Annotated in this window: 23 protein-coding genes and 1 pseudogene; all 24 read right to left on the minus strand. The window is 46.9% G+C overall.

The window, feature by feature from the left end; genetic code table 11:
• Nucleotides 1–169: pseudogene (locus AB4274_RS09535) on the minus strand (chemotaxis protein CheW); the annotation flags it as partial.
• The gene (locus tag AB4274_RS09540) at nt 156–938 is read right to left on the minus strand and encodes a ParA family protein (protein ID WP_017064111.1); all 783 of its coding nucleotides are present in this window, start codon (nt 936–938) and stop codon (nt 156–158) included. The gene AB4274_RS09540 and the pseudogene AB4274_RS09535, both read right to left, overlap by 14 nt.
• Before the next feature lie 10 nt (nt 939–948).
• A complete protein-coding gene (locus AB4274_RS09545) occupies nt 949–2,073 on the minus strand; it encodes a chemotaxis response regulator protein-glutamate methylesterase (RefSeq protein WP_372111895.1) in 1,125 nt (374 codons plus the stop codon).
• A gap of 13 nt (nt 2,074–2,086) precedes the next feature.
• Complete coding sequence (locus AB4274_RS09550; protein ID WP_017064112.1) at nt 2,087–4,279, minus strand: chemotaxis protein CheA; 2,193 nt, start codon at nt 4,277–4,279, stop codon at nt 2,087–2,089.
• A 9-nt stretch (nt 4,280–4,288) separates the two neighbouring features.
• Nucleotides 4,289–5,020 carry a protein phosphatase CheZ gene (locus tag AB4274_RS09555; RefSeq protein WP_372111897.1) on the minus strand — a complete coding sequence of 244 codons (732 nt, stop codon included), beginning with the start codon at nt 5,018–5,020 and terminating at the stop codon, nt 4,289–4,291.
• 105 nt (nt 5,021–5,125) lie between these two features.
• Nucleotides 5,126–5,494, minus strand: a complete 369-nt coding sequence (gene cheY / locus AB4274_RS09560; protein WP_016767062.1) for a chemotaxis response regulator CheY — start codon at nt 5,492–5,494, stop codon at nt 5,126–5,128.
• Between the two features lie 42 nt (nt 5,495–5,536).
• Entirely contained in the window at nt 5,537–6,271 is a 735-nt protein-coding gene (locus AB4274_RS09565; protein ID WP_017060667.1) for an RNA polymerase sigma factor FliA, read from the minus strand.
• Nucleotides 6,264–7,151 carry a MinD/ParA family protein gene (locus tag AB4274_RS09570; protein ID WP_017060668.1) on the minus strand — a complete coding sequence of 296 codons (888 nt, stop codon included), beginning with the start codon at nt 7,149–7,151 and terminating at the stop codon, nt 6,264–6,266. Before AB4274_RS09570 ends, AB4274_RS09565 begins: the two co-directional genes overlap by 8 nt.
• A 13-nt stretch (nt 7,152–7,164) precedes the next feature.
• Nucleotides 7,165–8,727: a flagellar biosynthesis protein FlhF gene (gene flhF, locus AB4274_RS09575; RefSeq protein WP_029235190.1), complete on the minus strand. Its 1,563-nt coding sequence runs from the start codon at nt 8,725–8,727 to the stop codon at nt 7,165–7,167.
• 27 nt (nt 8,728–8,754) lie between these two features.
• Nucleotides 8,755–10,854, minus strand: coding sequence for a flagellar biosynthesis protein FlhA (flhA, locus tag AB4274_RS09580; protein WP_017064115.1), 2,100 nt, complete (start codon nt 10,852–10,854; stop codon nt 8,755–8,757).
• A gap of 210 nt (nt 10,855–11,064) precedes the next feature.
• A complete protein-coding gene (gene flhB, locus AB4274_RS09585; protein WP_017064116.1) occupies nt 11,065–12,195 on the minus strand; it encodes a flagellar biosynthesis protein FlhB in 1,131 nt (376 codons plus the stop codon).
• A 9-nt stretch (nt 12,196–12,204) separates the two neighbouring features.
• Nucleotides 12,205–12,987, minus strand: a complete 783-nt coding sequence (fliR, locus tag AB4274_RS09590; protein ID WP_017060672.1) for a flagellar biosynthetic protein FliR — start codon at nt 12,985–12,987, stop codon at nt 12,205–12,207.
• 6 nt (nt 12,988–12,993) lie between these two features.
• Nucleotides 12,994–13,263, minus strand: coding sequence for a flagellar biosynthesis protein FliQ (fliQ, locus tag AB4274_RS09595; RefSeq protein WP_029235191.1), 270 nt, complete (start codon nt 13,261–13,263; stop codon nt 12,994–12,996).
• Nucleotides 13,264–13,274: 11 nt separating this feature from the next.
• Complete coding sequence (gene fliP / locus AB4274_RS09600; protein ID WP_017064117.1) at nt 13,275–14,204, minus strand: flagellar type III secretion system pore protein FliP; 930 nt, start codon at nt 14,202–14,204, stop codon at nt 13,275–13,277.
• Entirely contained in the window at nt 14,191–14,631 is a 441-nt protein-coding gene (gene fliO, locus AB4274_RS09605; RefSeq protein WP_017060675.1) for a flagellar biosynthetic protein FliO, read from the minus strand. The genes fliP and fliO overlap by 14 nt, the downstream gene beginning before the upstream one ends.
• Nucleotides 14,631–15,041 carry a flagellar motor switch protein FliN gene (gene fliN, locus AB4274_RS09610; protein WP_004736208.1) on the minus strand — a complete coding sequence of 137 codons (411 nt, stop codon included), beginning with the start codon at nt 15,039–15,041 and terminating at the stop codon, nt 14,631–14,633. The genes fliO and fliN overlap by 1 nt, the downstream gene beginning before the upstream one ends.
• Nucleotides 15,042–15,070: 29 nt before the next feature.
• A complete protein-coding gene (fliM, locus tag AB4274_RS09615; RefSeq protein ID WP_017066374.1) occupies nt 15,071–16,114 on the minus strand; it encodes a flagellar motor switch protein FliM in 1,044 nt (347 codons plus the stop codon).
• Nucleotides 16,115–16,121: 7 nt separating this feature from the next.
• Complete coding sequence (gene fliL, locus AB4274_RS09620; protein ID WP_017060677.1) at nt 16,122–16,610, minus strand: flagellar basal body-associated protein FliL; 489 nt, start codon at nt 16,608–16,610, stop codon at nt 16,122–16,124.
• A 90-nt stretch (nt 16,611–16,700) separates the two neighbouring features.
• Nucleotides 16,701–18,821 carry a flagellar hook-length control protein FliK gene (locus tag AB4274_RS09625; RefSeq protein WP_372111900.1) on the minus strand — a complete coding sequence of 707 codons (2,121 nt, stop codon included), beginning with the start codon at nt 18,819–18,821 and terminating at the stop codon, nt 16,701–16,703.
• A 182-nt stretch (nt 18,822–19,003) separates the two neighbouring features.
• Entirely contained in the window at nt 19,004–19,441 is a 438-nt protein-coding gene (fliJ, locus tag AB4274_RS09630) for a flagellar export protein FliJ (RefSeq protein WP_017060679.1), read from the minus strand.
• Between the two features lie 19 nt (nt 19,442–19,460).
• Nucleotides 19,461–20,780, minus strand: a complete 1,320-nt coding sequence (gene fliI / locus AB4274_RS09635) for a flagellar protein export ATPase FliI (RefSeq protein ID WP_017060680.1) — start codon at nt 20,778–20,780, stop codon at nt 19,461–19,463.
• Nucleotides 20,780–21,580 (minus strand): flagellar assembly protein FliH, encoded by an 801-nt coding sequence (gene fliH, locus AB4274_RS09640; RefSeq protein ID WP_017060681.1) that lies wholly within the window; start codon nt 21,578–21,580, stop codon nt 20,780–20,782. Before fliH ends, fliI begins: the two co-directional genes overlap by 1 nt.
• 124 nt (nt 21,581–21,704) lie before the next feature.
• Nucleotides 21,705–22,766 (minus strand): flagellar motor switch protein FliG, encoded by a 1,062-nt coding sequence (fliG, locus tag AB4274_RS09645; RefSeq protein WP_372111902.1) that lies wholly within the window; start codon nt 22,764–22,766, stop codon nt 21,705–21,707.
• A complete protein-coding gene (gene fliF, locus AB4274_RS09650; protein WP_017060683.1) occupies nt 22,759–24,501 on the minus strand; it encodes a flagellar basal-body MS-ring/collar protein FliF in 1,743 nt (580 codons plus the stop codon). Before fliF ends, fliG begins: the two co-directional genes overlap by 8 nt.
• Nucleotides 24,502–24,505: the final 4 nt, after the last annotated feature.

Genomic DNA, 24,505 nt, shown 5'->3' on the forward strand with positions numbered 1-24,505 from the left:
CTGGCTCTGGCTCTGGCTCTTCAGATTGTGATTCGTCGCTCGACTCGTCAACAAAAAAATCGTCAGATTCAAAGCTTTCATCGCCTAATAACGCAGTAAAGTAATCATCCAGTGCTTGTTCACTAGAGAGACTTGGCTGCGCCATTGTTGATTCTTTATTCGCGCTCATTTATCGCCAACCTTTCGAGATAAATAAGCAACTGTTTATAAGCAAATACACCACGGCTACCCGATGCAAAATGAGAGGCTGGCAAGCGTTTTAGGCTCGCGTCTCGAAACTTGGTATCAATCGGCACAGCAGACGTCCAAACTTGGTTTGGGTAATCATCTTTGAGCTGCGTTAATGTTTGCAGTGAGGCTTTGGTTCGCTTGTCGTACATCGTCGGGACAATCGTCACCTTAAACGGTGTTTTGCGCGACTTCTGCATAATGGTCAAAGTGCGAATCATGCGCTCTAAGCCCTTCATCGCCAAAAATTCCGTCTGTACCGGAATCAATATACGATCGCTTGCAGCCAATGCATTGACCATCATCACACCAAGAATTGGCGGGCAATCGATCAACACATAGTCGTAGTCATCTTTTAAAGCGGCCAAAGCACGCTTCAAGATCAACCCCATGCCGCTTCGATTTCCCATTACACGGTCTAATGTCGCCAAAGACATATGCGCAGGGATAATATCGATACCTTCGACTTCCGTTTGTAAAAGCAAAGGTCTTACCGTCTGCGCGTTAAATTCACGCAGCTGGAACAGATCAAACAGGCTCGATTCCACCGTATCTGAATCGTAACCCAGATAGGTGGTCAGTGATGCATGTGGGTCAGTATCAACCAACAGAACACGGTGCCCCTTCAACGCAAGTAAACCTGCTAGAGTCACGGTCGTGGTCGTTTTACCAACACCACCTTTTTGGTTTGCAACACTCCAAACAATCATTTCGATTTACCTAAGCTAACCCAACTTCGACCAAGATCCTTTCCGCGATACGGTCTAGAGGGAGGTCTTCAGTAGAAATGCCAGCTTTTGCTACAGCTTGAGGCATACCATATACAACACAGCTATCTTCGTCTTGTGCCCAAATTGTCGAGCCCGCAGTTTTCAACATACGCGAACCTTCTCGACCATCTGCGCCCATACCAGTCAGGATCATAGACAACACTTTGTCGCCGTAGATCTTCGCTGCAGAGCCGAATGTGACATCCACACAAGGCTTGTAGTTCATGCGGTCGCCGCCATCGATAATTCTTAGACGTGCAGACCCTGCGCGGCCATCAACCATCATCTGTTTACCACCTGGAGCAAGATACGCCACGCCAGGTTTTAACACATCACCGTCTTGCGCTTCGCGAACTTCAATCTTACACAAGGTGTTCAAGCGACTAGCAAAAGCCGCTGTGAATGTTGCTGGCATATGCTGAACTAACACAATTGGATGTGGGTAGTGTGCAGGGATGCGAGTCAAAATCTTCTGTAGAGCAACAGGGCCGCCAGTCGAAGTACCAATGGCTGTTAATTGATACTTCTTACCTGACGCTCTGAATTTCGCCGTTGATACAACCGCAGGCTTCGCTGTCGAAGTCGAAGCTGCTGTTGAAATCGGCTGGCGCAATAGCGTAGATGTTGAAGTCGTCGCAGTCGCTCTCGGCGCAATAGGAGCACGACGCATAAATGCACGCTTCGCTGCAATCTGAATCACACGCTGTTGAAGCAATGCAACTGCATCGTCGCGGTTACGTGCAATGTCTTCAAACTTCTTAGGAAGGAAGTCGAGAGCACCTGCATCTAACGCATCTAACGTTGCTCTCGCTCCATCATGCGTTAACGATGAAAACATCAAAATAGGCGTTGGAGACGCGGCCATGATTTCACGAACGGCAGTGATACCGTCCATGACAGGCATTTCAATATCCATCGTGATTACGTCAGGTCTTAGCTGTTTCGCTTTTTCAACGGCTTCTTTACCGTTTACTGCTACATCAATGACTTCTAGGCGAGCCTCTGAGTTGATGATCTCGCTAACGCGACGACGAAAGAAACTCGAATCATCAACGACTAATACTTTAATCGCCATATTTATCCTTAAATTAAATTCTTGACGCAGCTGCGTACTGCTTCAACAAGTCCGGCACATCTAGAATCAATGCTATGTGTCCGTCACTTGTAATTGTCGCACCTGCCATTCCTGGCGTGCCTTGCAGAAGCTTATCAAGCGGCTTGATCACGACTTCTTCTTGACCGATAAGCGTATCGACAACAAAACCAACACGTTGGCTACCAAGTTGTACGATAACAACATGGCCGTGCCCTTTACGCAGCTCAACAATACCCGCTTTAGGAGCAAGCCAGTTTTGCAAGTAGAACAACGGAATAGACTTATCGCGAACGATAATCGTCAGCTGGCCATCAACCACGTTTGTGCGGCTTAAATCTAGGTGGAAGATCTCGTTTACAGAAGCCAATGGCAATGCAAATGGATGACCGGCAACACCGACCATCAAGGTTGGTAGAATCGCTAGGGTTAGTGGAACCTTGATGGTGATCTTGGTGCCCTGTCCCATTTCTGAATCAATATCAATAGAGCCGTTCAGTGTGTTGATCGCTGTTTTCACAACGTCCATGCCCACACCACGACCAGAGATATCCGAGATCTGCTCTTTGCTTGAGAAGCCAGGAGCAAAAATCAGGTTGAAACACTCTTTATTTGATAAGCGAGACGCTGCATCTTCATCCATCAGGCCACGTTTAACCGCGATAGCACGAAGCTTATCAGGGTCCATACCGCCACCGTCATCAACGATAGCCAGTTCAATGTGGTCACCTTCTTGAGAGGCAGACAGAATCACTTTACCCGTTTGTGATTTACCCGCAGCAACACGGTCGTTTGGCATTTCAATACCATGATCGACAGAGTTTCTCACCAAGTGAATCAGGGGATCAGCAAGTGCTTCTACTAAGTTTTTATCAAGGTCCGTTTCTTCGCCACGCATTTCAAGAACGATGTCTTTCTTCAAGCTACGAGCAAGGTCACGGACAACTCGTGGGAAGCGACCAAATACTTTCTTGATCGGCTGCATACGAGTCTTCATTACCGCACCTTGAAGGTCTGCAGTAACAACATCTAAGTTAGAGACAGCTTTCGACATTTCTTCGTCGTTGCTGTTGAGGCCTAGGCTGACTAGTCGGTTACGCACCAATACCAGTTCACCCACCATGTTCATGATGGTGTCCAGTGTTGATGTATCAACACGAACTGTCGCTTCAGCTTGTTGCTTCTTAGCCGGCACTTTAACTTCAGCTTTTGCTGGAGCGCTCGGTTTTGGCTCAGCTTTAACGGCAACTGGCGCAGCAGGTTTAGGCGCAGCTTGAGGTGCTACTGCCTTAACTTCTGCTGGCTTAGTCGCGGCATCCAATTCTTCAATCGAAGGTCCATTACCTGAGCCATGTAGTTGGTCAAGTAACTTCTCGAACTCTTCGTCAGTCATCAGATCATCGCCTTCAGACATCGCTGAAACAGGTGCTGCTGGCGGCGTTGGCGGTGGAGGAGGCGTTGAACTTGCCGCTGTCGGGCTCTTACCCGCACCGTGCAATTCATCTAATAACTTTTCAAATTCGTCATCAGTAATATCACCACTGTCAGCAACAGACTGAGGTGCAGCGGGTGCTGGCGGCGGTGTTGGTGCAGAAGGCGCTGTTGGTGAACCACCTTTACCGTGAAGCTCATCAAGCAAGCGTTCAAACTCATCTTCAGAGATATCATCGACTGAAGATGCATTGATGTTTGAGCTTTCAGCAGTAGGTTCCGGAGCAATAACAGGCTCAGGCGCTGCAACAACAGGTTCAGGGATAATAGGTGCAGGCGCTTCTACTGGTGCCACTTCATCCGCAGACTCTGGTTTACAGAGACGGTGAAGTTCATCCAATAAAGATTGGTCGGCTGGCACTAAAGGTTCCTGATCTTGCACGGCGCGAAACTGTACATTGACTGTATCTAGCGCCTGCAGCATGGTATCCATCAAACCTGATGTTACGCTGCGTTGGCCGTTTCGCAGAATGTCGAACACATTCTCAGCACCATGACAAGTATCCACCAGCTCAGTTAATGCTAGGAAACCAGCACCACCTTTTACTGTATGGAAACCACGGAAAATAGCATTTAATAGGTCTTTGTCGTCAGGGTTATTCTCAAGCTCTACCAGTTGTTCTGATAGGAGTTCAAGGATCTCTCCTGCTTCGACTAAAAAGTCCTGAAGAATATCTTCGTCTAAATCGTAGCTCATACGTTACCTTTAAAATCCAAGACTGGATAACAAATCGTCGACTTCATCTTGAGATGCGACAGCGTCTTCGCGCTCTTCTGGGTTCATAATTGGACCTTCAGGCGCAATCGATGCTTTCTTCTCTGACTCTGGAGTTGGCTCTTTTTGATTCGCACCGAATACCGTGAGAATCTCGACCAAACGTCCTTCCACCTCATTCACCAAGGTAATAACTTTGCTGATTATCTGCCCAGTTAAATCTTGGAAATCCTGAGCCATCAAGATTTCAGTCAATTGTCCGCGTAGTTCAGTACTGTCGCCTTCTACTTGGACAAGCAATCCATCAATGCGGTGACATAAAGCTTTAAATTGTGCCAGCTCAATGCGGCCATGCATCAGTTCATTCCATTGAGGCCTTACTTGAAGTAAACACTCGTGTAGGTTGTCTGCGATTGGCATACAGCGATCGACAGCGTCCATCGTCTTATTTGCCGCAACTTCCGTTTTATCAATGACATACTGAAGGCGATCCCTTGCATCAGGGATTTCGTCATTTGCGATAACGCTGATGCGTTCATCGAAATTGAATTGAGTCAAAGAGTCGTGGAGGTCGCGTGTCAGACTTCCTATTTCTTGAAGCATTGGATTGTCTTGAAGACTAAAGTTATCTTCATAAATGCTTCTCACAAGAGAATCAGCATTTTGCTGCTCATCGTTATCAAGCAGCTCTACTAATTTTTTTGCTTGTTCTAATGAAATCATCCTGAATTCGGCCTTACTCCGCATACTTTGTGCGCTTAGGCTATCGAGATAAACAGATAACTTATCAGTCAGTGTTTACCTAGAAGTGCCTAAATTTATTGATGCTTATAAGCGATCAAAAATCTTATCAAGTTTCTCTTTCAGCGTTGCAGCAGTGAAAGGCTTCACAATGTAACCATTAACACCCGCTTGCGCAGCTTCGATGATCTGCTCACGCTTCGCTTCAGCTGTGATCATAAGCACTGGAAGGTGCTTAAGTTCTGCGTCTGCGCGAATGTGTTTAAGCAGGTCAATCCCTTGCATGCCTGGCATGTTCCAGTCAGTTACCACGAAATCAAATTCGCCTTTTTTCAGCATAGGTAACGCGGTCAAGCCATCATCTGCTTCTTGAGTGTTGTTGAAACCTAAATCGCGAAGTAGGTTTTTAACAATTCGGCGCATCGTTGAAAAATCATCAACAATGAGAATTTTCATGTTTTTGTTCAAATTAGCCTCCACTGAATAGGATCAGTGTTGTTAGTCGTTCTGTGTCCAAGCACTTAACTTAGTGCGTAAACGCTGCATAGATTGGCTCAGTATTTGGCTGACACGAGATTCGCTGACACCTAACACTTCCCCAATCTCTTTTAAATTGAGTTCTTCGTCGTAATAAAGCGAAAGCACAAGGCCTTCCCTTTCCGGAAGTTGTTTTATCGAATCGATCAAAGCTTGGCGGAATGACTCATCAGCAACCCCTTGAAAAGGCGTATTATCTTGAGAGTCTTCATTCGGAGATATTACATCATCTGAGACGCCTAAATCTTCAATTCCAACCAGTCTTGAGCAATTAATGTCAGTTAAAGCACTGTGATACTGCTCTAAACTGAGCCCCATGTGTTTTGCCACTTCGGCATCACTCGGGTCGCGGTTGAGGATACCCTCTAATTCCGCAATTGCACTGCTGATTTCTCGATTGTTCTTATGAACCGATCTCGGCACCCAGTCCCCACGGCGAATGTCATCCAACATTGCCCCGCGAATCCGAATACCAGCATACGTCTCAAAGCTTGCGCCTTTGGTACCATCATAGTTTTGTTGCGCTTCAATCAAGCCGATCATGCCAGCTTGAATTAAGTCATCAACCAATACATTAGGCGGTAATCGCCCCAACAAGTGATGAGCGATACGTTTAACCAACACAGAGTACTTCTCAAAAAAAGCCTGTTGGCTATTGTGATTAGCGTGTTGGTCGTAAGTAAGCGCTTTATTCACCAAATGGTTCCTCTATAAATTCAGTACGATTCAGCAGCCTTTCAACAAAGAACTCCAAGTGTCCGCTCGGTGTTTTTGGTATTGGCCAGGTCAAGGCTTTGTTAGCCAAAGAGCTGATTGCCAATGCAGCTGGAGAGCGAGGAAACGCATCGACTACGATTTTCTGTCTCTTGACTGATTGACGTACTTTATCATCTAAAGGAATACATGCTACGAGTTCGAGGCTCACATTCAAGAAGCGCTCTGTGACCAAAGTCAACTTTGCAAATAATTCTCGGCCTTCGCGGTAGCTTCTGACCATATTTGCAACAACTTTGAATCGCTGAACTTGGTGTTCTCTGCTTAAAAGCTTAATCAAAGCATATGCATCCGTGATCGAGGTAGGTTCATCACATACCACGACAACCACGTCTTGCGCCGCTCTTGAGAAGCTGATCACCATGTCCGAAATACCGGCTGCGGTATCAACCAACAAGATATCCATCTCGTCTTCAAGCGAACCGAATGCGCGAATCAAACCAGCATGCTGTGCGTGTGAAAGTTCAGTCATGCTTTGAGTGCCCGATGTCGCTGGAATAATTTTAATTCCGTGCGGCCCTTCGACAATCGCATCCTTAAGTTCACATTCGCCAGCCAACACATGCCCAAGGTTTCGTTTAGAACGAATACCTAGCATGATATCGACGTTCGCTAGTCCTAAATCGGCATCTAGCACCATGACTTTTTTGCCTTGGCGCGCCATGCAAATAGCCATACCTAACGTCACATTAGATTTACCAACGCCTCCCTTACCACCGGTTACAGCGATAACTTTTGTGAGTGAAGGCTTGGTTAAGCGACGGAGGCCGCTAGCTTGGTCATGTATCATATTTTCATTCATATTTATCCGCCGCCTAGAGCCCTTCAGAATCGCTATTCCAGTAATGAGGTTCATTCTCTGTAGATTTTTCTAATAGCTCATTAGCCTTAGCAATCATGTACTTTGGCTGAGCTATAACGATATCTTCAGGAACTCGTTGACCATTTGCTATGTAAGCAACTGGTAATGCATTTTGTATTACGACACTGATGAATTCACCTAGACTTAGGGATTCATCCAGCTTAGTCATGATGCATCCCGACAACGGGATTCTTCTAAAGTGTTCAATTGTTTCTTGCAGCACTTTGCGTTGCGCGGTTGCAGGCAACACAAGGTAGCTATTGATAACGGAACCACTCTCTTGCATCAATGTGTCTAACTGCTCAGATAGGCGAACATCTCGTTGTCCCATGCCTGCAGTATCGACCAGAATCAGGCGACGATTACGTAACTGATATATTACATCGGCCAGTTCGCTAGAATCTTTAGCAACTCTTACAGGACAACCCATAATTCGGCCGTAGATCGATAACTGCTCATGTGCACCTATACGATATGTGTCAGTTGTCACTAGTGCGACGTTATCAGCGCCATATTCCATGGCAGCACGTGCAGCTAGCTTTGCAACAGTCGTTGTTTTACCCACGCCGGTTGGGCCAAGTAGAGCCACAATACCGCCGCGTTTTAAAATATCTTTTTGTGTAACGGAGATTTGGTCAGCAACCAGAGCTAACAGAGCCTTCCATGCACGTGCAGGTTTAGTATCTTCAGGAATGTAGCAAGCCATTTGATCGGCAAGCTCTGCAGATACACCCATACGTTCAAGGCGCTTAATAAGCATGGCTCTCAGTGGTTCACGGCGCTCAACTTCTTGCCACATCAACCCAGAAACTTGATGCTCTAACAGACGACGAATTGAGGTCATCTCTTCGCGCATCGTTTCCATTTCAGTATCAGAACCTTTGGACTGAGTGTTCTCTCGACCACGATCATAACGGGTAGGATCCAAGCGAGGTGTCGGGCGCTCTACTCTGCGGTCTTCAGCAATCAACTTAGACAAACCCGTTTCACGAGCAAATGCAGAATCAAGATTTCCGTGAGACTGTTGGTTACCGTGAGATTGCTGATGGCCATGAGACTGCAAATTGCTTTGAGTCTGATGACTATGAGGCTTATGGCCCGTGCTTGATTGGCGATTGAGCAATGCTGACAATGAATCTTCATTTTCTGCACGATGCTGTGGCTCATCATCGGCGCCATGACTGTATTGCTTAAGCATATTCGCAAAGCGCTTAGTCATTGAGCGTCCACCTTCAACATTCGACTGTAGGCTAACCTTGTCATCGTCTAGTTGACGTCGCCCAGCAGGAGCTGCGGGCGCGGCCATTTGCGTATATTGGCTTTGTGCAGGCTGCTGAGGTTTATTTAATCTCTGGCTCGCTGTCGACGGGCTGGATTCGCCATCAATAGCGGCAACAATTTCCACGCCACCTGCGACCTTTTTGTTAGACATGATCACCGCTTCTGAACCAAGTTCTTCTTTAACTTGGAGCAGAGCCGTTCGCATATCTTTTGCAAAAAATCGTTTAATTTTCAATTCGATTGTCCGTTCTAATTAGGCGGCTTAATTACCAACAGCTTGTACTATACGTATCTGCTTTTCGTCCGGTATTTCTTGGTAAGACAAGACTCGCAAGCTTGGGATCGTGTTCTTCACGAACTTAGCCAGAGTCGAACGCAACACGCCAGAGGTCAATAGTACCGCGGGCTCACCTTTCAGCTCTTGCTCTTGTGTAGCGTGGCTGAGAGAGGTCTGTAAACGTTCGGCTAAACCAGGTTCAATACCAGCAGATTCTCCGCCGGATGCCTGCATGGTTTGATGCAAGATTTGTTCCAGCTCAGGAATCAAGGTTATCACTGGTAACTCGGGCTCTATACCATTGATTTCTTGAACAATTAATCGTTTCAATGAGATGCGAACCGCCGCAGTAAGTATGTCAGGTTCTTGACTCTTACCTGAATACTCCGACAAAGTTTGGACTATGGTTCGAATGTCACGAATTGGAATCGCTTCATTCAGCAGGTTCTGTAGCACTTTCACAACCACACCCAACTGCAATTGATCCGGTACAAAACCTTCCACCAGCTTAGGTGTTGAGCGGCTGAGCATCTCAAGTAAGTTCTGAACTTCTTCGTGGCCAATGAGCTGCGATGCGTTGTTGGTTAGCAGCTGGCTAAGGTGTGTCGCCAGTACTGTAGAAGAATCTACAACGGTATAACCTAGAGCTTGTGCGTGTTCACGCTGCTCTTCACGAATCCAAACCGCTTCAAGGCCAAAGGCAGGGTCAATCGTCGGCTCGCCATCGATCATGCCATAGACTTGGCCCGGGTTAATCGCGAGCTCCATGTCTGGCTTAATCTCAGCTTCACCCACAGCAACACCCATCAGGGTAATACGGTAGCTGTTTGGTGTCAGTTCTAGGTTATCGCGAATGTGTACCGCTGGGATCAAGAAACCAAAGTCTTGAGACAGCTTTTTACGCACACCTTTAACGCGTTCAAGCAATTCACCACCTTGGTCTCTATCAACCAAAGGAATTAAACGGTAACCCACTTCTAAACCAATAATATCGACAGGTTGAACATCATCCCAAGAGAGCTCCTTCTGAGAGCCTACTTCTCCATTCGCTTCAACTGTCGCCGGAAGGTTAGGCTCTTCCGCCTTCTTCTTGTTCTTTTTATCGATGTAATACGCCCCCGCGCCTGCAACGATGGCAAGGCTCAAGAACGAGAAATGTGGCATACCCGGAACAATACCCATGATGCCAAGGATGGCGGCGGTGATCATCAAGGCTTTTGGATTGTCGAACATCTGGAAGACAAGTTGCTCACCCATATCTTCATCAGTATTTTGGCGCGTTACCATCATCGCAGCTGCAATAGACAGTAATAGAGATGGAATTTGTGCAACCAGACCATCACCGATAGTCAGTAGCGTGTAGATTTCGATTGCTTCACCAAAACCAAGATCAAACTGAGCCATACCAATGCTCAAGCCACCAATGATGTTGATGAATAAGATTAAGATACCAGCGATCGCATCGCCTTTAACAAACTTAGAAGCACCGTCCATCGAACCGTAGAAGTCAGCTTCTTTGGTGACTTCAAAACGTCTCAGACGCGCTTGGTCTTGGTCGATCAAACCTGCGTTCAAGTCGGCATCGATTGCCATCTGTTTACCCGGTAAGGCGTCTAACGTGAAACGCGCGCTTACTTCCGAGATACGACCCGCACCTTTGGTTACAACCATGAAGTTGATGATCATAAGAATCAAGAACACCACTAAACCAACCGCGTAGTTACCACCGATAACCACGTTACCGAAGGCTTCAATCACGTTACCTGCCGCGTCGCCACCTTCGTGACCATGGAGCAATACCACACGTGTCGAAGCAACGTTCAAGGCCAATCGAAGTAGAGTCGCAATCAGCAGGACGGTCGGGAATGCAGCGAAATCTAAAGGCCTGCGGGTATAAACCGATACCAATAGCACAACCATAGACAGTGCAATATTGAAGGTGAAGAACATATCCAACAAGAAAGCTGGAATGGGCAACACCACCATAGCAAGCGTTGCAAGTACCATAACAGGTGCACCAATCGCGGGCATGGCACGGTTAGGGATTTTAGGTAGCTTGTCCACAAAAGGCAGGGAGAATTTCATAAATCTAGACAGTTTCGCTATGTTGTAGCTCTCTGAACAAGTGGATTAGGTCTTAGTCAGGGCTGTTTGCTATGGGCTTATAATGTTCAGGCTACTACAGCAAACACTGTACCAACATCTCACGTCAAATTATCGCCATCACCTCTATAAAAGGAAGATTAGCTAGCTCGCTATTATCAGGGTTCATCACGCAGAGCTCAAGCAATTGATCTAATGACGTAAATCAGGTGGGATCGGCATATTAGAATCTTGCAGCTTTGGTCGCTCACCACCTCGTTTTCGGTACTGTTTAAGCTGGAAAACATATGCAAGCACTTGTGCAACTGCTGTAAACAGACCGTCAGGAATTTGTTGTTCTAGCTCAGTGGTATGATAAAGCGCCCTCGCCAATGGCGGCGCTGGAACGATATATATGTCATTTTCACGCGCAATCTCTCGGATCTTCATCGCCATGTGGTCGACACCTTTAGCAACCACAATTGGTGCTTTGTCTTGATTCTGCTTATAGCGCAGCGCCACTGAAAAGTGTTCCGGGTTGGTCACAATCACATCCGCTTGAGGAACGTCTGCCATCATGCGACGCTGAGCCGCTTCCCTTTGAAGCATACGAATTCGGCCTTTCACTTCCGGCTTACCTTCAGTGTCTTTGAATTCGTCTTTGACTTCTTGTTTGGTCATCTTCAATTGATCGGCGTGTTGCCAGATCTGGAACGGGATATCAATCGCCACCACAATAAGCAGCGAGCAACTGATCAACAGGATGAAATTGAGCAAGATATCCAAGGCATGGAAGATGTTCTGTGGGTACACATCCATACTCAGCTGCATTAAATCATGCTGAGAGGCTTGAATCAGATAAATCGCCATCCCCGATACGAGCGCTACTTTAAGAATAGACTTGAGCAGTTCAACCCAGCTTTGCAGGCCAAACATACGCTTGATGCCACTGAGTGGGTTGAGCTTAGACGCCTTAGGCATTGCTGCTTGCATTGAGAAGTTAATCCCACCGACACCCGCAGCGCCGATGACGGCAGCAACAAACAAGGTTATCAGTATCAAAAACAGCGGGAACAGCAGGTTCACCAGTGCACCACCAGCGATTTCTAGGAGTTTGTTAGTGTCAAAAATTTCGTCGCGACTCAAAGAGAACAGACGTTGCATGGCCTCGAACAAAGCCTTCGCCATCGATTCGCCAAACCACATTAATGCAATTGCACCGACAATAAGTACCGACGCTGACGCTAGCTCTTTTGACCTTGCAACCTGCCCTTTCTCTTTGGCCTGTTGCAAGCGTTTGGGCGTGGCGTCTTCTGTGCGTTCTTGACCGTCTGACTCTGCCATTTCAGTCTCCTAGCAATCTAACCGGATTAGACGACATATCTGTTGTTCGCCCTGCATCCAAAATAGCTCATAGTGACTATATAAGCCGCCAAGGATGTACCAACAAAGCAACAGACCCACGAGTAGCGCAAATGCAAAACCCAAAGAAAAGATGTTTAACTGAGGTGCCGCACGCGTCATTACACCAAAAGAGAGGTTAATCGTTAGCAGCGCGATAATGCCCGACAAGGACATCGCCAATGCCGTTTTGAACATGATACCGAGCCACAATGCGAGCTCTCGAAAATCAACAGAGGTCAACGATCCACTGCCAATCGGCAAGGTCTTAAAACTAAACACCACCAGCTGCAGCATTTTCAAGTGACCATCGGTCGCCAAGAAGAACATGGTCGCAAGCAGCATGAACAGTTGACCAAGTACCGGCGTGTTTTGCCCGTTAGCCGGGTCGACCATTGAGGCAAAACCCAAGCTCGATTGCATACCCAAGATCTGGCCGAGCATGACGAAGGTTTGAATCATGAACTGGGTAACAAAGCCCATGGCCACTCCAATCACGATCTGTTCAAAGACAGTCAGGAAGCCTTGAAAGGACAGAAGTTCAATCTCTTTGGGAACGGCCGGAATCGCAGGCATCACCGCAAAAGTGATCGCCAAGCCTAAATACAGACGAATACGCGGCGACACGAAGCGTGCCCCTGTTACCGTCATCACCATCAGCATCGCTGAGATGCGAGTGTATGGCCAAAAATAATTGGCTAACCACTCTAGTACAAGGCTCGTTGGGTATTCCATATCGGTTTAATACAGAACTTGCGGCAAGCGTTCGATGAGCTCAAAAAAGAACTCCATCATCATCTGGGTCATCCAGTGTGCGAATAGCATCAACGCCAACAAAGTTACGATCAAACGCGGCAGGAAACTTAGGGTTTGTTCGTTGATTGAGGTCGCAGCTTGGAAAACAGCCACAACCAAACCGATCAACAGGCTAGGAATAATGATGGCGCAAACCATGATTAATACCATCCAAAGGGCATCTCGGAACAACTCTACGAATATTTCAGGATTCATTATTCCCCCAGCTACAAGGCAAAACTGCCGGCGAGTGTGGAGAGTATCAAGTTCCAGCCATCAACAAGAACAAACAGCATCAACTTAAACGGCAGCGATACAATCATCGGTGACAACATCATCATACCCATAGCCATCAATACCGATGCCACCACCAAGTCGATGATTAGGAAAGGCAAGAACAGCATAAATCCGATTTGGAAAGCCGTTTTTAATTCCGATGTGATAAATGCTGGAATCAGAACCGCCATCGAAACATCTTCAGGGTTAGTCACTTCCGCGCCAGAAATCTCAACAAAGGTTTCAAGATCTTTGATTCGAGTCTGCTTGAGCATGAAGGATTTAATCGGTTTTTGGGCAACATCAAATGCCTGTCGTGCCGATATCTGTTCATTAAGATAAGGCTGAACTGCTTGTTCGTTAACTTGATTAATCACTGGCGACATGATGAAGAAGGTCAAGAATATCGCGATACCAATAATGACTTGGTTAGACGGTGTTTGTTGTAGACCCATCGCCTGACGCAAGATAGACATCACAACCACAATACGAGTGAACGATGTCATCAAAATCACCATCGCCGGCAAGAAGCCAAGCATGGTCATTAACGCGAGAATTTGCAGGTTAATCGAGTAGTCTTCACCGCCATTGGCATTGGTTGTCATGGTAAAGGCAGGTATGCCGCCACCATTGCCAGTCAAGCTGCCCGTGGTCATGGTTGTCGATTTGGCTTGGTCTTGTTCCATCGTGCTGATAGTGACCGATTCCGAGCCAGCGGTATTCGCAGGAATGACGGTGCCGTCTTCAGCTTGTGCAAATACCGACACACTGAATACGATTGAGCATAGGAGAATAAGCTGAACCAACCACACTTTCACCGCTCGGAAAGCTCCGGCTTGGTGAAAGTAAGAGGAGTTCAAAAGTCCGTTACTTGTTTGCATCTTTTTTTATTAGCTGGGAAAGCTGACTTGAAAATGTACTTTTTTCCAGCATCTCCTGAGTAAGAGGTTTATCGAGCTTAGAGATCAGCTGAATCGATTGTGTGGTAATCCCTACCAAGAACTGTTCATCACCCGCTTGCACAATAGCGATACGCTCTTTAGTACCAACAGGGATTTGCCTAACAATCGCCAAACCTTGTTGATTCGACATCGCAGGTACTTGCATTCGCTTGAGTAGCCAAGCAATAAATAAAATGAAGGCTATAACGAAAATTAGCGACCCAAAGGTGGTCGCTAAATCGAGAGAAGGCGGTGTTGCTGCAAAGGCAATGGAAGGAGCCGTTAATAGCCCTACTCCCAAGATTCCTCGTAACAAACCTGTCATTCCGAGAAAAGAGCCCGCAAGTCTTTGAGACAAAAAGCTCATTAACGCAGCTTCTTAATTCGTTCTGTCTGGCTAATAACGTCAGTCAAGCGAATACCAAACTTGTCGTTTACTACAACCACTTCACCGTGAGCAATCAAGGTACCGTTTACCATCACATCCAGTGACTCACCAGCAATTCTATCTAGCTCAACAACCGAACCTTGGTTCAACTGAAGTAAATTACGGATACTGATCTGAGAGCGACCAACTTCCATCGAAATAGTCACTGGAATATCCATAATGGTATCCAGCTTACGACGCTCATCTTCAGAAATCGGAGATGATGAATCGGTTAGCTCATCAAGTGGTGCCGCAAGCACATCATCAACATCAATTGACGGCGCTAAAGGATCTTCACCAAGTGCTGCAGCCCATTCGTCTGCTAGCTTTTGATCTTCACTAGGTTCCATTACCAATTCCTATACTTTTATCTATTTTACTATTCGTCATCATCACTGTTTTCGAGCTCAGACAATAAGTCTTTACCTAGAAAAGCGAGATCAGTTTTAACCACATGTGGTCTTTGAATTTTTTCCGAAATCTGTACTGCAAGCTTCTCACCAGAACGGCCCATTTTCACACGATAAGTCGGCAGTTCTTCGACAAACATGGTTGCGTGCTCAGGCATGTTCATTGGGATAACATCACCAGGGCGCAGCTCCATCAGATCACGAAGGGAAATATCTTGCTCTAGCAAATTCACGCGGAAATTGACGGGCACATCCATGATCTCATCACGCAGTGCGGTACTCCAACGAACATCGGTTTCCATCTTGTCTGATTGAACACCCGCATCAAGCAGTTCACGGATCGGCTCAACCATGGAGTAAGGCATGACAACGTGGAAGTCACCACCACCGCCATCCACTTCAATGTGGAACGAACTCACAACAATCACTTCGGTTGGGCTCACAATGTTCGCCATACTTGGGTTCACTTCGGAATCCAAGTATTCAAACTCAACCCCCATCACTGGCGACCAAGCTTCTTTGTAATCTTCAAAAACAATTTTCAGCAGTAACTGAATGATTCGTCTTTCAGTAGGCGTGAATTCACGACCTTCAATCTTGGCGTGGAAACGACCATCACCGCCAAAAAAGTTCTCTACGAGAATGAAAACCAGACGAGCTTCCATGGTGATGAGTGCCGTACCTTTCAATGGACGGAAACGAACCATGTTTAAACTGGTGGGTACATACAATGTGTTTTGGTACTCACCAAACTTCATCATCTGTACGCCGTTGATCGACACTTCAGCCGTTTTACGTAACATATTAAACAAGCTGATACGCATATGACGTGCGAAGCGCTCGTTAATAAGTTCAAGGGTCGGCATTCGACCACGGACGATTCGATCTTGAGATGAGAAGTCGAAATTGACCGCATTGTCATTTTCGGTTTCTAAGACATCTTCAACTTCTTCAACATCATCAACGCCATGTAACAGCGCATCAATTTCGTCTTGGCTTAATAAATCGGTCACAAATTACCTATTGAATTACGAAGTCAGTGAATAACACTTTTTCAATCACAGGCTGGCCAACAGCTTGAGCCAGGCTTGCTTTAATATCTTCTGTTGCCTTATTACGCAGTTCCACGCGGCCTGTTGGTGAGCGCAATTGATCAACCGTTGCCGAAGCGAACGTGGCCAGTAGCGTACTTTCTACAAGTGGAGAGTGGTAACGAGCCAGGTCTTCATTCTTACTGCCACGTACCATGAGCTGTGCTTTTATCTGAACTAGGCGATCTTTTTTGTCACCTGTCACATTAAACAAGAAGGGCTGAGGAATATTAACATACATAACCGGCTCTGCAGCGACCACAGCCGTTGCTGGCTGAGACTGAGATTCAGAGGCGCTATCGTCAGAACCTAAGAAAAAGTACAGCGCACCACCTATACCAAGCAGTAACACAACTACGGCAATAATAATTATAAGGAGCTTGCTCTTCCCTTTAGGTGCATCTTGTTCTTCGGCCATATCTTACTCTAACTTCCTGTTCTTGCGATTAACTGATGGTTCTTTTTATTAACTGGTTTTTTCTATTAACCAAGCGTTCTTAGCCTGATATTAGGCATAATAACTAATTCCATCACGCTTTGATGCGACATTCAATTCAAGATTGCTGCCACTATCAAGGTTTTCATCACCTTGCGTATCATTTGTGCGGTTAGCGCCGGATTGTTGCTCACCATTGTTGTATCTATCTTGTCCCTGACCGGAGTTCTGTTGTTGAACAGACGAATCGGCAAGCTGCAGACCTTGCTGAGCAAGCATCTCTCTCAAGCGAGGTAAGGTTTGTTCAATCACATCTCTCGCTTGCTGATTACTCACCGTAAAGTGCACGTTTGCCACGTCATTATTCATGGTCATGCGGATTTTCATTTGGCCCAATTCTGGTGGGTCGAGACGAATGTCCAAGTTCTTAAGGTTCTTAGACATCATCATTTGTACTTTTTCAGCCACTTGCTCATTGGCTAGCTCTTTGGTGAGCTGTAAGGGCGCTTGTTGAGCAGCTTGAATTTCAGCTCGCGTAGGTGCTGAACCCACCGTTGCCGTACCTTGTGCACCAGCCGCAGAAGCGATCTGCTGAGCAAAGGTCGAATCTTTAGAATCTTCTTTAGCACCCGCTTTACCCAAACCAGACAGTGCTGCTGCACCGGCGCCCGCTTTAAGAAGCGTATCAGTCGAGCCTGCTTTTGTGGCAGCTGGCGTTGCATTCATCGCCATTCCTTGCGCGGTTAAAGCTGGATCCAACGTTGCTTGCTGCTGAGGTGAAGCCACATTAGCTTGTTGAGCTGCGGCCTGTTGGGCTGCATGTGCATTATTGGCGTGCAGCATTGCCGCCTTGTCCGTAAGAGCATTGTTTGCTGATTGAGAAGCGGCCTGCGCTGACACTTGTTGTGTAGCCGTCGCTACAGCTGCTGTTGATGCTGCCGCAGCTAAGGCTTTAGTTTCGCTTGAATCCGTATTATCCCAATCGATAGCAGTGGGTTCACCAGACGCACTGTTCGCAGCCGGAGCTTGACTTAGCAAAGCTGTTACTTGTTGTTGAACGTTAGCGAGCTGTTGATTCAACAGGTCTAGGTTAGAGGTCGCTTTAGCCAAAGCGGCTTGCTCATCAACCGTCAACTTAGCGCCACTTTGTTGCTTATCAAGCAAGCTATCGACAACAGACTGCTCTGATTCGATTTGTCCATTCAATTGGTTTAGCGCTTTGGTATGGGCATCTACTTGCTTTGCCAGTTCAATATCCACGGCTGACAATACTTGGCTCTGCTCGGCAGCAACCGCACTAGCTGCATTCTTTTGGCTCAGCTCTCGGCTCATACTGGCTTCAATTTGTTCTGGAGTGACGCCTTTATCCATCAACTGTCGAATTTCAGTATCAGTTAGCTGAGAAACACCCTTACCTCCGGTAAGTACAGCGATTTCAGAATCGACTTCAAGGCTCTTCTCCTGATTTGCAGCCTTAGCTTGTTGTGTCGCCTTATCCGTAACGGAAACTCCTGCAACAGAAGCACCGGTGATATTACCTTGGGCTTGTTCTACCTGACCTTGCTGAGGCAAGCCTTTGCCGTTTGGCGCTTGATTTAGGGTTTTGTTTGCCTCATCCAATTGACCAAGCAATTTATTGCCTTCGCTCATCGCTGCATTGGCTTGCGATGCCTGCGTAGCACCATCTACCGCTGATGGACCCTGAGTTTGGGATTGAGCAATATGTTCTTTAGATTCGTTAGTCGTATCCTGCGCATCTTTACCATCTGCAACAGTCTTATCAGCGACAGTGCTATCAGTGCCCGAATTGGCTTTGAGCTGAGCCTCAGATCCAGACGCAGCCTCTGCTGATGTTTTATCAGCAGCTTTCTCGCCTTCTACTTCTGAAGCTGCTTGCTTGCTTTGCGCTTCGCTCACTTCGTCAGTAGCCTTTGATTCAGCGGAATCACCTTTGTTCGCTTCGGCTGACGCTTCACCTTCGGTAGATGTCTGTTTAGTATCAGGTTTCGCAGTGCTTTCTGTGTCTTTTGCTGCGACTTTACTGTCACTTTCTTCAAAGCCGAGCGCTTCTTTAAAGGACTCAAAGAAACCTTTAGAGTCGCCGGTTTCTTCTACCTTGGAAGAGGCAGAACCGGTGTCCAACAACGATGACATTTTGTTGGTCGCTGAATTTGAGGAAAGACTAACATTCATATATACAAGCTCTATCTACTAGCTTTGCTGCCATGAATCAGGCAACAAAAAGAAAGTCGGATGCTTTTCATGCCTTTGGTGGGCATAACGCGCAATTTTATATAAAACGGAGCAAGAAACATGCCTATAAGTTCGGTTTTCACAATATAGAGAACAGCACTGACGTCATTCGTGGCTTAGGATCACATCTTCTTTCGGCTGTATAACAGAGTCGAAAACTCATCCATTTGCTTTTGTTCTCTTCGATCTTGCAGCTTTGCTTTCTCTTTCTGCTTTTTCTCCATCAACCACTCGTAGGATTTACGTTTTTTGCGTAACTCCATCCAGTAGCTTTGGCAGTTGTCGACTTGATTTTTAAAGTGGTGCTCGGCTTCTCTCTGTTTGGATAATGTTTCATCCAACTGAGTTAAGAAGCGGTTCAAGTGACCATATTGGCTCGCCGTTAAGCCTGCCTTGCCGCGGTCAACGAGCTGCTGACAGTAATCCAGTCGATACTTTTCAATCTGCGCAACCTGCTCATAGTAGCCTTGCAGCTCAGAGTTCGCTTTGTTGAGCGCAAGTACCGCTTGGTTCTCTTGATCTTTGGCTTGATCGAGCAAAAATTCTAATGCGTTATCCATGACTAACCTTATTCACCCGTTAGCCACCCAATACATGTTTCAACATGTTGACGCACATGTCGTATGGGACGGTCTCTTTCATCTTCTGCTGCAAGTACTCATCCAGTTTTGGTTTCAACGTGAAGGCACTATCGATTGCTGGATCCGTTCCTGGCTTGTAAGCACCAATCGACACCAAATCTTGGTTTTTACGGCAGATAGACAGCACTTGCCTTACCGCTTTCGACATCAAGACATGTTCTTCAGTGGTGATTTGCGGCATAACACGACTGACGGATTTCTCAACATCAATCGCAGGATAATGACCGGCATCAGCCATTTCACGCGACAACACAACGTGACCATCGAGAATCGCTCGCGATGCATCGGCAATCGGATCTTGGAGGTCATCGCCTTCGGTTAACACGGTAAAGAAAGCCGTGATAGAACCTTGTTCATCATTGCCGTTACCTGCTCGTTCCACCAGCGCAGGAAGCTTAGCGAAGACTGATGGCGGATAGCCCTTGGTTGCTGGCGGCTCACCCACAGACAGAGCAATTTCACGCTGAGCTTGAGCAAAACGGGTCAATGAATCCATGAGTAGCAGAACATCTAAGCCTTGGTCGCGGAAGTACTCGGCGACAGCCAACGCGGTTTGACAGCCTTTTAAGCGCATCAATGGTGATGAGTCGGCAGGAGCGGCAACAACAACCGAACGCTTACGGCCATCTTCACCAAGAATCTCTTCAATAAATTCTTTAACTTCTCGTCCACGCTCACCGATTAGGCCTACGACCACTACTTGCGCAGTTGTGCCTCGAGTCATCATGCCCAGAGTTACGGATTTACCGACACCAGAGCCAGCAAACAGACCGATACGTTGCCCTTTACCCACGGTTAGCAAACCATTAATGGCTTTCAAGCCGACATCGAGTGGTTCAGAAATCGGTTTACGAGCTAACGGGTTGATTGGCTCCGCATTAAATGAAGCGCGTTGCTCTGTATAGATTGGACCTAAACCGTCGAGTGGATTACCTACGCCGTCGATCACTCGACCGAGCAGTTCCATTCCAACAGGGATACCACTTTCGGTAGTCATTGGCGTGACGCGAGCGCCAGGTAAGATCCCGGTGATTTGCTCACTCGGCATCAAAAATAGGTTATCGCCAGAGAAACCGACGACTTCGGCTTCCATCTGACCAGACATGGTTTCGACTAAACACAAACTGCCGATTGGCGCTTTACAGCCGGTCGCTTCAAGCGTTAAGCCAACAACGCGTACTAATTTACCAGAGGCAATTGGTCGCGATTTTAGCCCCTCGACTTTGTACTGACTGAGACGATTCGCTAACTCAAGCATTACTCATGACCTTGGTGACGATTTGCGCCGCAGAAATTTTGAATAACGTTCTTTACACGATCTTCCATGCGGTAGTTAACGCTCGACTCACCCGCTTCAATTTGTACATCACCACGGTTGAGTGCTGGCTCTGCGACCAGCGTCCAATTACGGCAGTCCAATTCAGTCTCGCCATACGCAGAGCGAATGATCGCCACATCTTCCGGATTGAGTTTCAATGTGATTGCGTGACCAGAAATCGGCAACGACTCTACCGATTCTTTAACGGTATCTAATATGATTTGTGGGTTGGTTTGCACTTCAACATGAACCACTTCTTTGACCATGGTAAGCACCATGTCGACCAATTGCTTCTCCACCTGAGCGTTCATCAGCTCTAACGGTTGAGCAAACTGGTTTGCCAGCCCCATGAAGACGGCCACTTGTTGTTGAATGTATTCTTGACCCGCGGTTACGCCTTCAAGCTTGCCGGCTTCGTTGCCTTCTTCGTGACCTGCGGCAAAACCTTCTTCTTTACCTTTTTCATAACCTTGCTTAAAGCCCGCTTCTTGGCCTTGATGCAGCCCTTCCTGATAAGCGCCTTGTTTAATCAGCTCGATTTGCTCTTCAGTCAGAACCAGCTCTTCATCTTCAATGGCTTCTTCAACCGTTGGCATCCAACTAGGGTCGTAGTTAAAAGCGGTTTCTTTGGCTTGTTTGCTCACGTCAGAGGTGTAGTCAGGCAGCCCCCATTTCTGAGGTTGGGCAACCGTATTATCTTCTTCAGGGCGAAGGAAGCCGCGTTTTCTATCACCTGACATATCAGTACCTATCTATGAGTGGCTTAACTGTATTGTGAATTCAAGCAGTTAAACTGAGTTAATCTGTGGTTCGAGATTGGATAAAGAAAAGCCCCAACAGTGTGGGGCTTTTGAGATTTCTGTATTAAAGGAACTCGTCGGCGCCACCAGACAGCATAATTTCGCCACTGTCTGCCATCTTCCTCGCGATACCCAAAATCTCTTTCTGAGCCGCTTCAACATCAGAGACTTTGACTGGCGGCATCGCCTCAATATCGTCTCTCATCATATCGGCAGCACGTTTAGACATGTTCTTGAAGATCTTCTCACGTAGACCTTCATCTGCACCTTTAAGTGCTTTCTGTAGAATATCTTGTGGAACATCACGTAGTAGTCGTTGAACACCTTGGTCATCAACTTCAATAAGGTTTTCAAAGACAAACATCAGATCTTGAATCTGTGTTGCCATGTCTTCGTCTTGGTCACGGATTTGATCCATCAAGACGCCTTCCACGTTGTTATCCATGTAGTTCATGATCTCAGCCGCGGCTTTCAGGCCACCAATTTTGGCAGCTTGAGCACCCGCTTGACCCGCGAACTGTTTCTCCATGATTTCATTCAGTTCAGCAAGCGCCGAAGGTTGAACTTCTTCAAGGTTGGCAATACGCATCATCAGATCCAGACGAACTCGCTCTGGGAACTGAGACAGGATCTCAGCCGATTGATCGGCATCGAGGTACGACAACACAATAGTTTGAATTTGAGGGTGCTCGTTGATGATAATGCTCGCCACCTGACGAGGATCCATCCACTTAAGCGAATCCAAACCTTTCGAACCTGTGCCGAGAAGGATTTGGTCAACAAGGTTATTCGCCTTGTCTTCACCCAGAGCAGCAACTAACGCATTACGCATGAAGTCTTCGCTGCCCATACCAATGTTGGTGTACTTCTGAATATCATCTAAGAAAGCACGGTGCACAGCGCCTACTTTCTCTTGGGATAGGTCTGTAGCTCGCGCCATCGCACTACCCACACGCTGAACCTGCTTTGGCTCTAGGTGACGAATAATACCAGCAGCATCTTCTTCATTTAAACTGAGCAACAAGATCGCAGCGCGCTCATCGCCTGAGATAGAGCCGATATCCACGCTAGAGACATCAAGCACTTCACCGCCTTCAGTTTGTTGTGGAACTAGTTCGTTAGCCATCTACCATCCAATTCTTAACTACTTGAGCTGCTAGCTCTGGTTCATTCGCTACAAGTGCACGTACTGCTTTCAGCACGTCCTCGTCTTTATGAAGGTTTGGTAAGTCGATGCTTGAACCAAATTCAAACAGCTCACCACCTTCGATATCACCACCAATTAAGCTGGTTTCGCCGTCGGCACCAATTGGCATACCATCAGGGCCGTACATCTGTTCATCGTTGTCTGCTGCTGGGTTAAGCAGTTTCTTCATTGCAGGGCGTACAAGTACCAACACCACCACAATGATAACCAAGGCACTTGCAAACCAACGAACCCAATCATTGAAGTTTGGATGCTCCCAGATTGGTACATCAGCGACAACATCTGTTACTTGAGGCGCAAACTGCATGCTTAATACATTTAGCAAATCACCACGAGTTTCATCAAAGCCCACCGTACCAATCAGTACTTGGCGAATCGCATTGATTTCGCTCGCCGGGATTGGCGTATGAACCACTTCACCCGTATCTGGGTTCAAGGATTGGCGGTCTTTGATCGCAACAGAAACCGTCTGACGATTAACCGTGCCGCTCTGTTTACGTTCATGACTGATGGTGGTGTCTAGCTCAAAGTTTCGAGTCGCTTCTTTGTGAACAGAGCCTTGACCTGTCATCGCGCCGTCTTTCATCTGAGCCACATCTTGTGGAATTGAGGCATCCGCTGGAGGCTGGTTACTCAACGCACCCGGAATACCCGCCACCGTATTTCCATTGTTGTAATCTTCTAAAGTGTATTCACTTCGAGTCGCCGGTGTATTCGGATCAAAACGTTTTCTGGTTTGCTCCACAGCACTGAAATCGAGCTGGATATCAACCTGAGCGGTGTAGTTACCAAACCCAAGAATAGGAATCAGGATGGAGTCAATTTTTTCACGCAGCGCTTGTTCTTGATTGCGCTCTAACTCGTGTTCTTTACGACGCGCCGCTGACATAGGGTCTTGAGAGCCTGAGCTCAACAATCGGCCATGCTGATCGGTCACCGTAATACGTGAGGTTTTCATTCCCGGAACGGCACTTGCCACCATATCCACAACAGAATCAACTTCTTGCTGCTTGAGGTTAGTACCTGTTTTTAGAGTTAGGAATACAGAAGCAGAGGCTTCTTGATTATGACGTACAAAAACACTCTGCTTCGGCAGGGCCAATAAAACCTGAGCTTTACGCACCTGTTTCATCTGCTCAATGGCTTTGGCAAGTTGTCTTTCGCGGCTTAATTTAAGGCGTTCTTGTTCTAAACGTTGTGATACACCAAAACCCATGTCTTGCATGAGGATGTCATCACCCGCGTTTCGCTCTTGATTCAAACCCGCTCGTACCATATTAAGCTTTAATGAGTTGTACTCACTCGCCGGTACTGAGATGGTATTGCCTTCAAGCGTGTAATCGATCTTTTGCAGATCTAAGTAATCAAGAACGGGGATCAATTCTTCTGTTTCGTAAGCCCCTAATGGACGCATTTCTGGCTCTTTTACCCAGAAAAACAGCATCACAATCAGCGCTACACAGATAGAGATAGAAAGGACTAAGACGACCTGACGAAGTAAATCAAGATCACCGACAGCCATATCGAACTTCGATGAACTGCGTTCACCTAGATCGGGATTTTGCCCTTCTCCGTCTAGCTCAGAGCCTGCAATAAGTGCATGGTCGTTGCTATCGCTTACGGTTAAATCTGTTGTTTGACTATTATCTGCCACTATT

The sequence above is a fragment of the Vibrio sp. 10N.261.55.A10 genome, assembly GCF_041470825.1.
Classification (GTDB): domain Bacteria; phylum Pseudomonadota; class Gammaproteobacteria; order Enterobacterales; family Vibrionaceae; genus Vibrio; species Vibrio crassostreae_C.

Coding starts and splice junctions, on each gene's coding strand:
- flhB (WP_017064116.1), bottom strand. CDS start 12,195: ATGGCAGAGTCAGACGGTCAAGAACGCACAGAAGACGCCACGCCCAAA.
- AB4274_RS09570 (WP_017060668.1), bottom strand. CDS start 7,151: ATGAATGAAAATATGATACATGACCAAGCTAGCGGCCTCCGTCGCTTA.
- fliN (WP_004736208.1), bottom strand. CDS start 15,041: ATGGAACCTAGTGAAGATCAAAAGCTAGCAGACGAATGGGCTGCAGCA.
- AB4274_RS09545 (WP_372111895.1), bottom strand. CDS start 2,073: ATGGCGATTAAAGTATTAGTCGTTGATGATTCGAGTTTCTTTCGTCGT.
- AB4274_RS09555 (WP_372111897.1), bottom strand. CDS start 5,020: ATGATTTCATTAGAACAAGCAAAAAAATTAGTAGAGCTGCTTGATAAC.
- AB4274_RS09550 (WP_017064112.1), bottom strand. CDS start 4,279: ATGAGCTACGATTTAGACGAAGATATTCTTCAGGACTTTTTAGTCGAA.
- fliO (WP_017060675.1), bottom strand. CDS start 14,631: ATGAGCTTTTTGTCTCAAAGACTTGCGGGCTCTTTTCTCGGAATGACA.
- fliR (WP_017060672.1), bottom strand. CDS start 12,987: ATGGAATACCCAACGAGCCTTGTACTAGAGTGGTTAGCCAATTATTTT.
- fliI (WP_017060680.1), bottom strand. CDS start 20,780: ATGCTTGAGTTAGCGAATCGTCTCAGTCAGTACAAAGTCGAGGGGCTA.
- AB4274_RS09625 (WP_372111900.1), bottom strand. CDS start 18,821: ATGAATGTTAGTCTTTCCTCAAATTCAGCGACCAACAAAATGTCATCG.
- AB4274_RS09540 (WP_017064111.1), bottom strand. CDS start 938: ATGATTGTTTGGAGTGTTGCAAACCAAAAAGGTGGTGTTGGTAAAACG.
- flhA (WP_017064115.1), bottom strand. CDS start 10,854: ATGAAATTCTCCCTGCCTTTTGTGGACAAGCTACCTAAAATCCCTAAC.
- fliQ (WP_029235191.1), bottom strand. CDS start 13,263: ATGAATCCTGAAATATTCGTAGAGTTGTTCCGAGATGCCCTTTGGATG.
- fliL (WP_017060677.1), bottom strand. CDS start 16,610: ATGGCCGAAGAACAAGATGCACCTAAAGGGAAGAGCAAGCTCCTTATA.
- fliP (WP_017064117.1), bottom strand. CDS start 14,204: ATGCAAACAAGTAACGGACTTTTGAACTCCTCTTACTTTCACCAAGCC.
- fliG (WP_372111902.1), bottom strand. CDS start 22,766: ATGGCTAACGAACTAGTTCCACAACAAACTGAAGGCGGTGAAGTGCTT.
- cheY (WP_016767062.1), bottom strand. CDS start 5,494: ATGAAAATTCTCATTGTTGATGATTTTTCAACGATGCGCCGAATTGTT.
- fliH (WP_017060681.1), bottom strand. CDS start 21,580: ATGTCAGGTGATAGAAAACGCGGCTTCCTTCGCCCTGAAGAAGATAAT.
- fliJ (WP_017060679.1), bottom strand. CDS start 19,441: ATGGATAACGCATTAGAATTTTTGCTCGATCAAGCCAAAGATCAAGAG.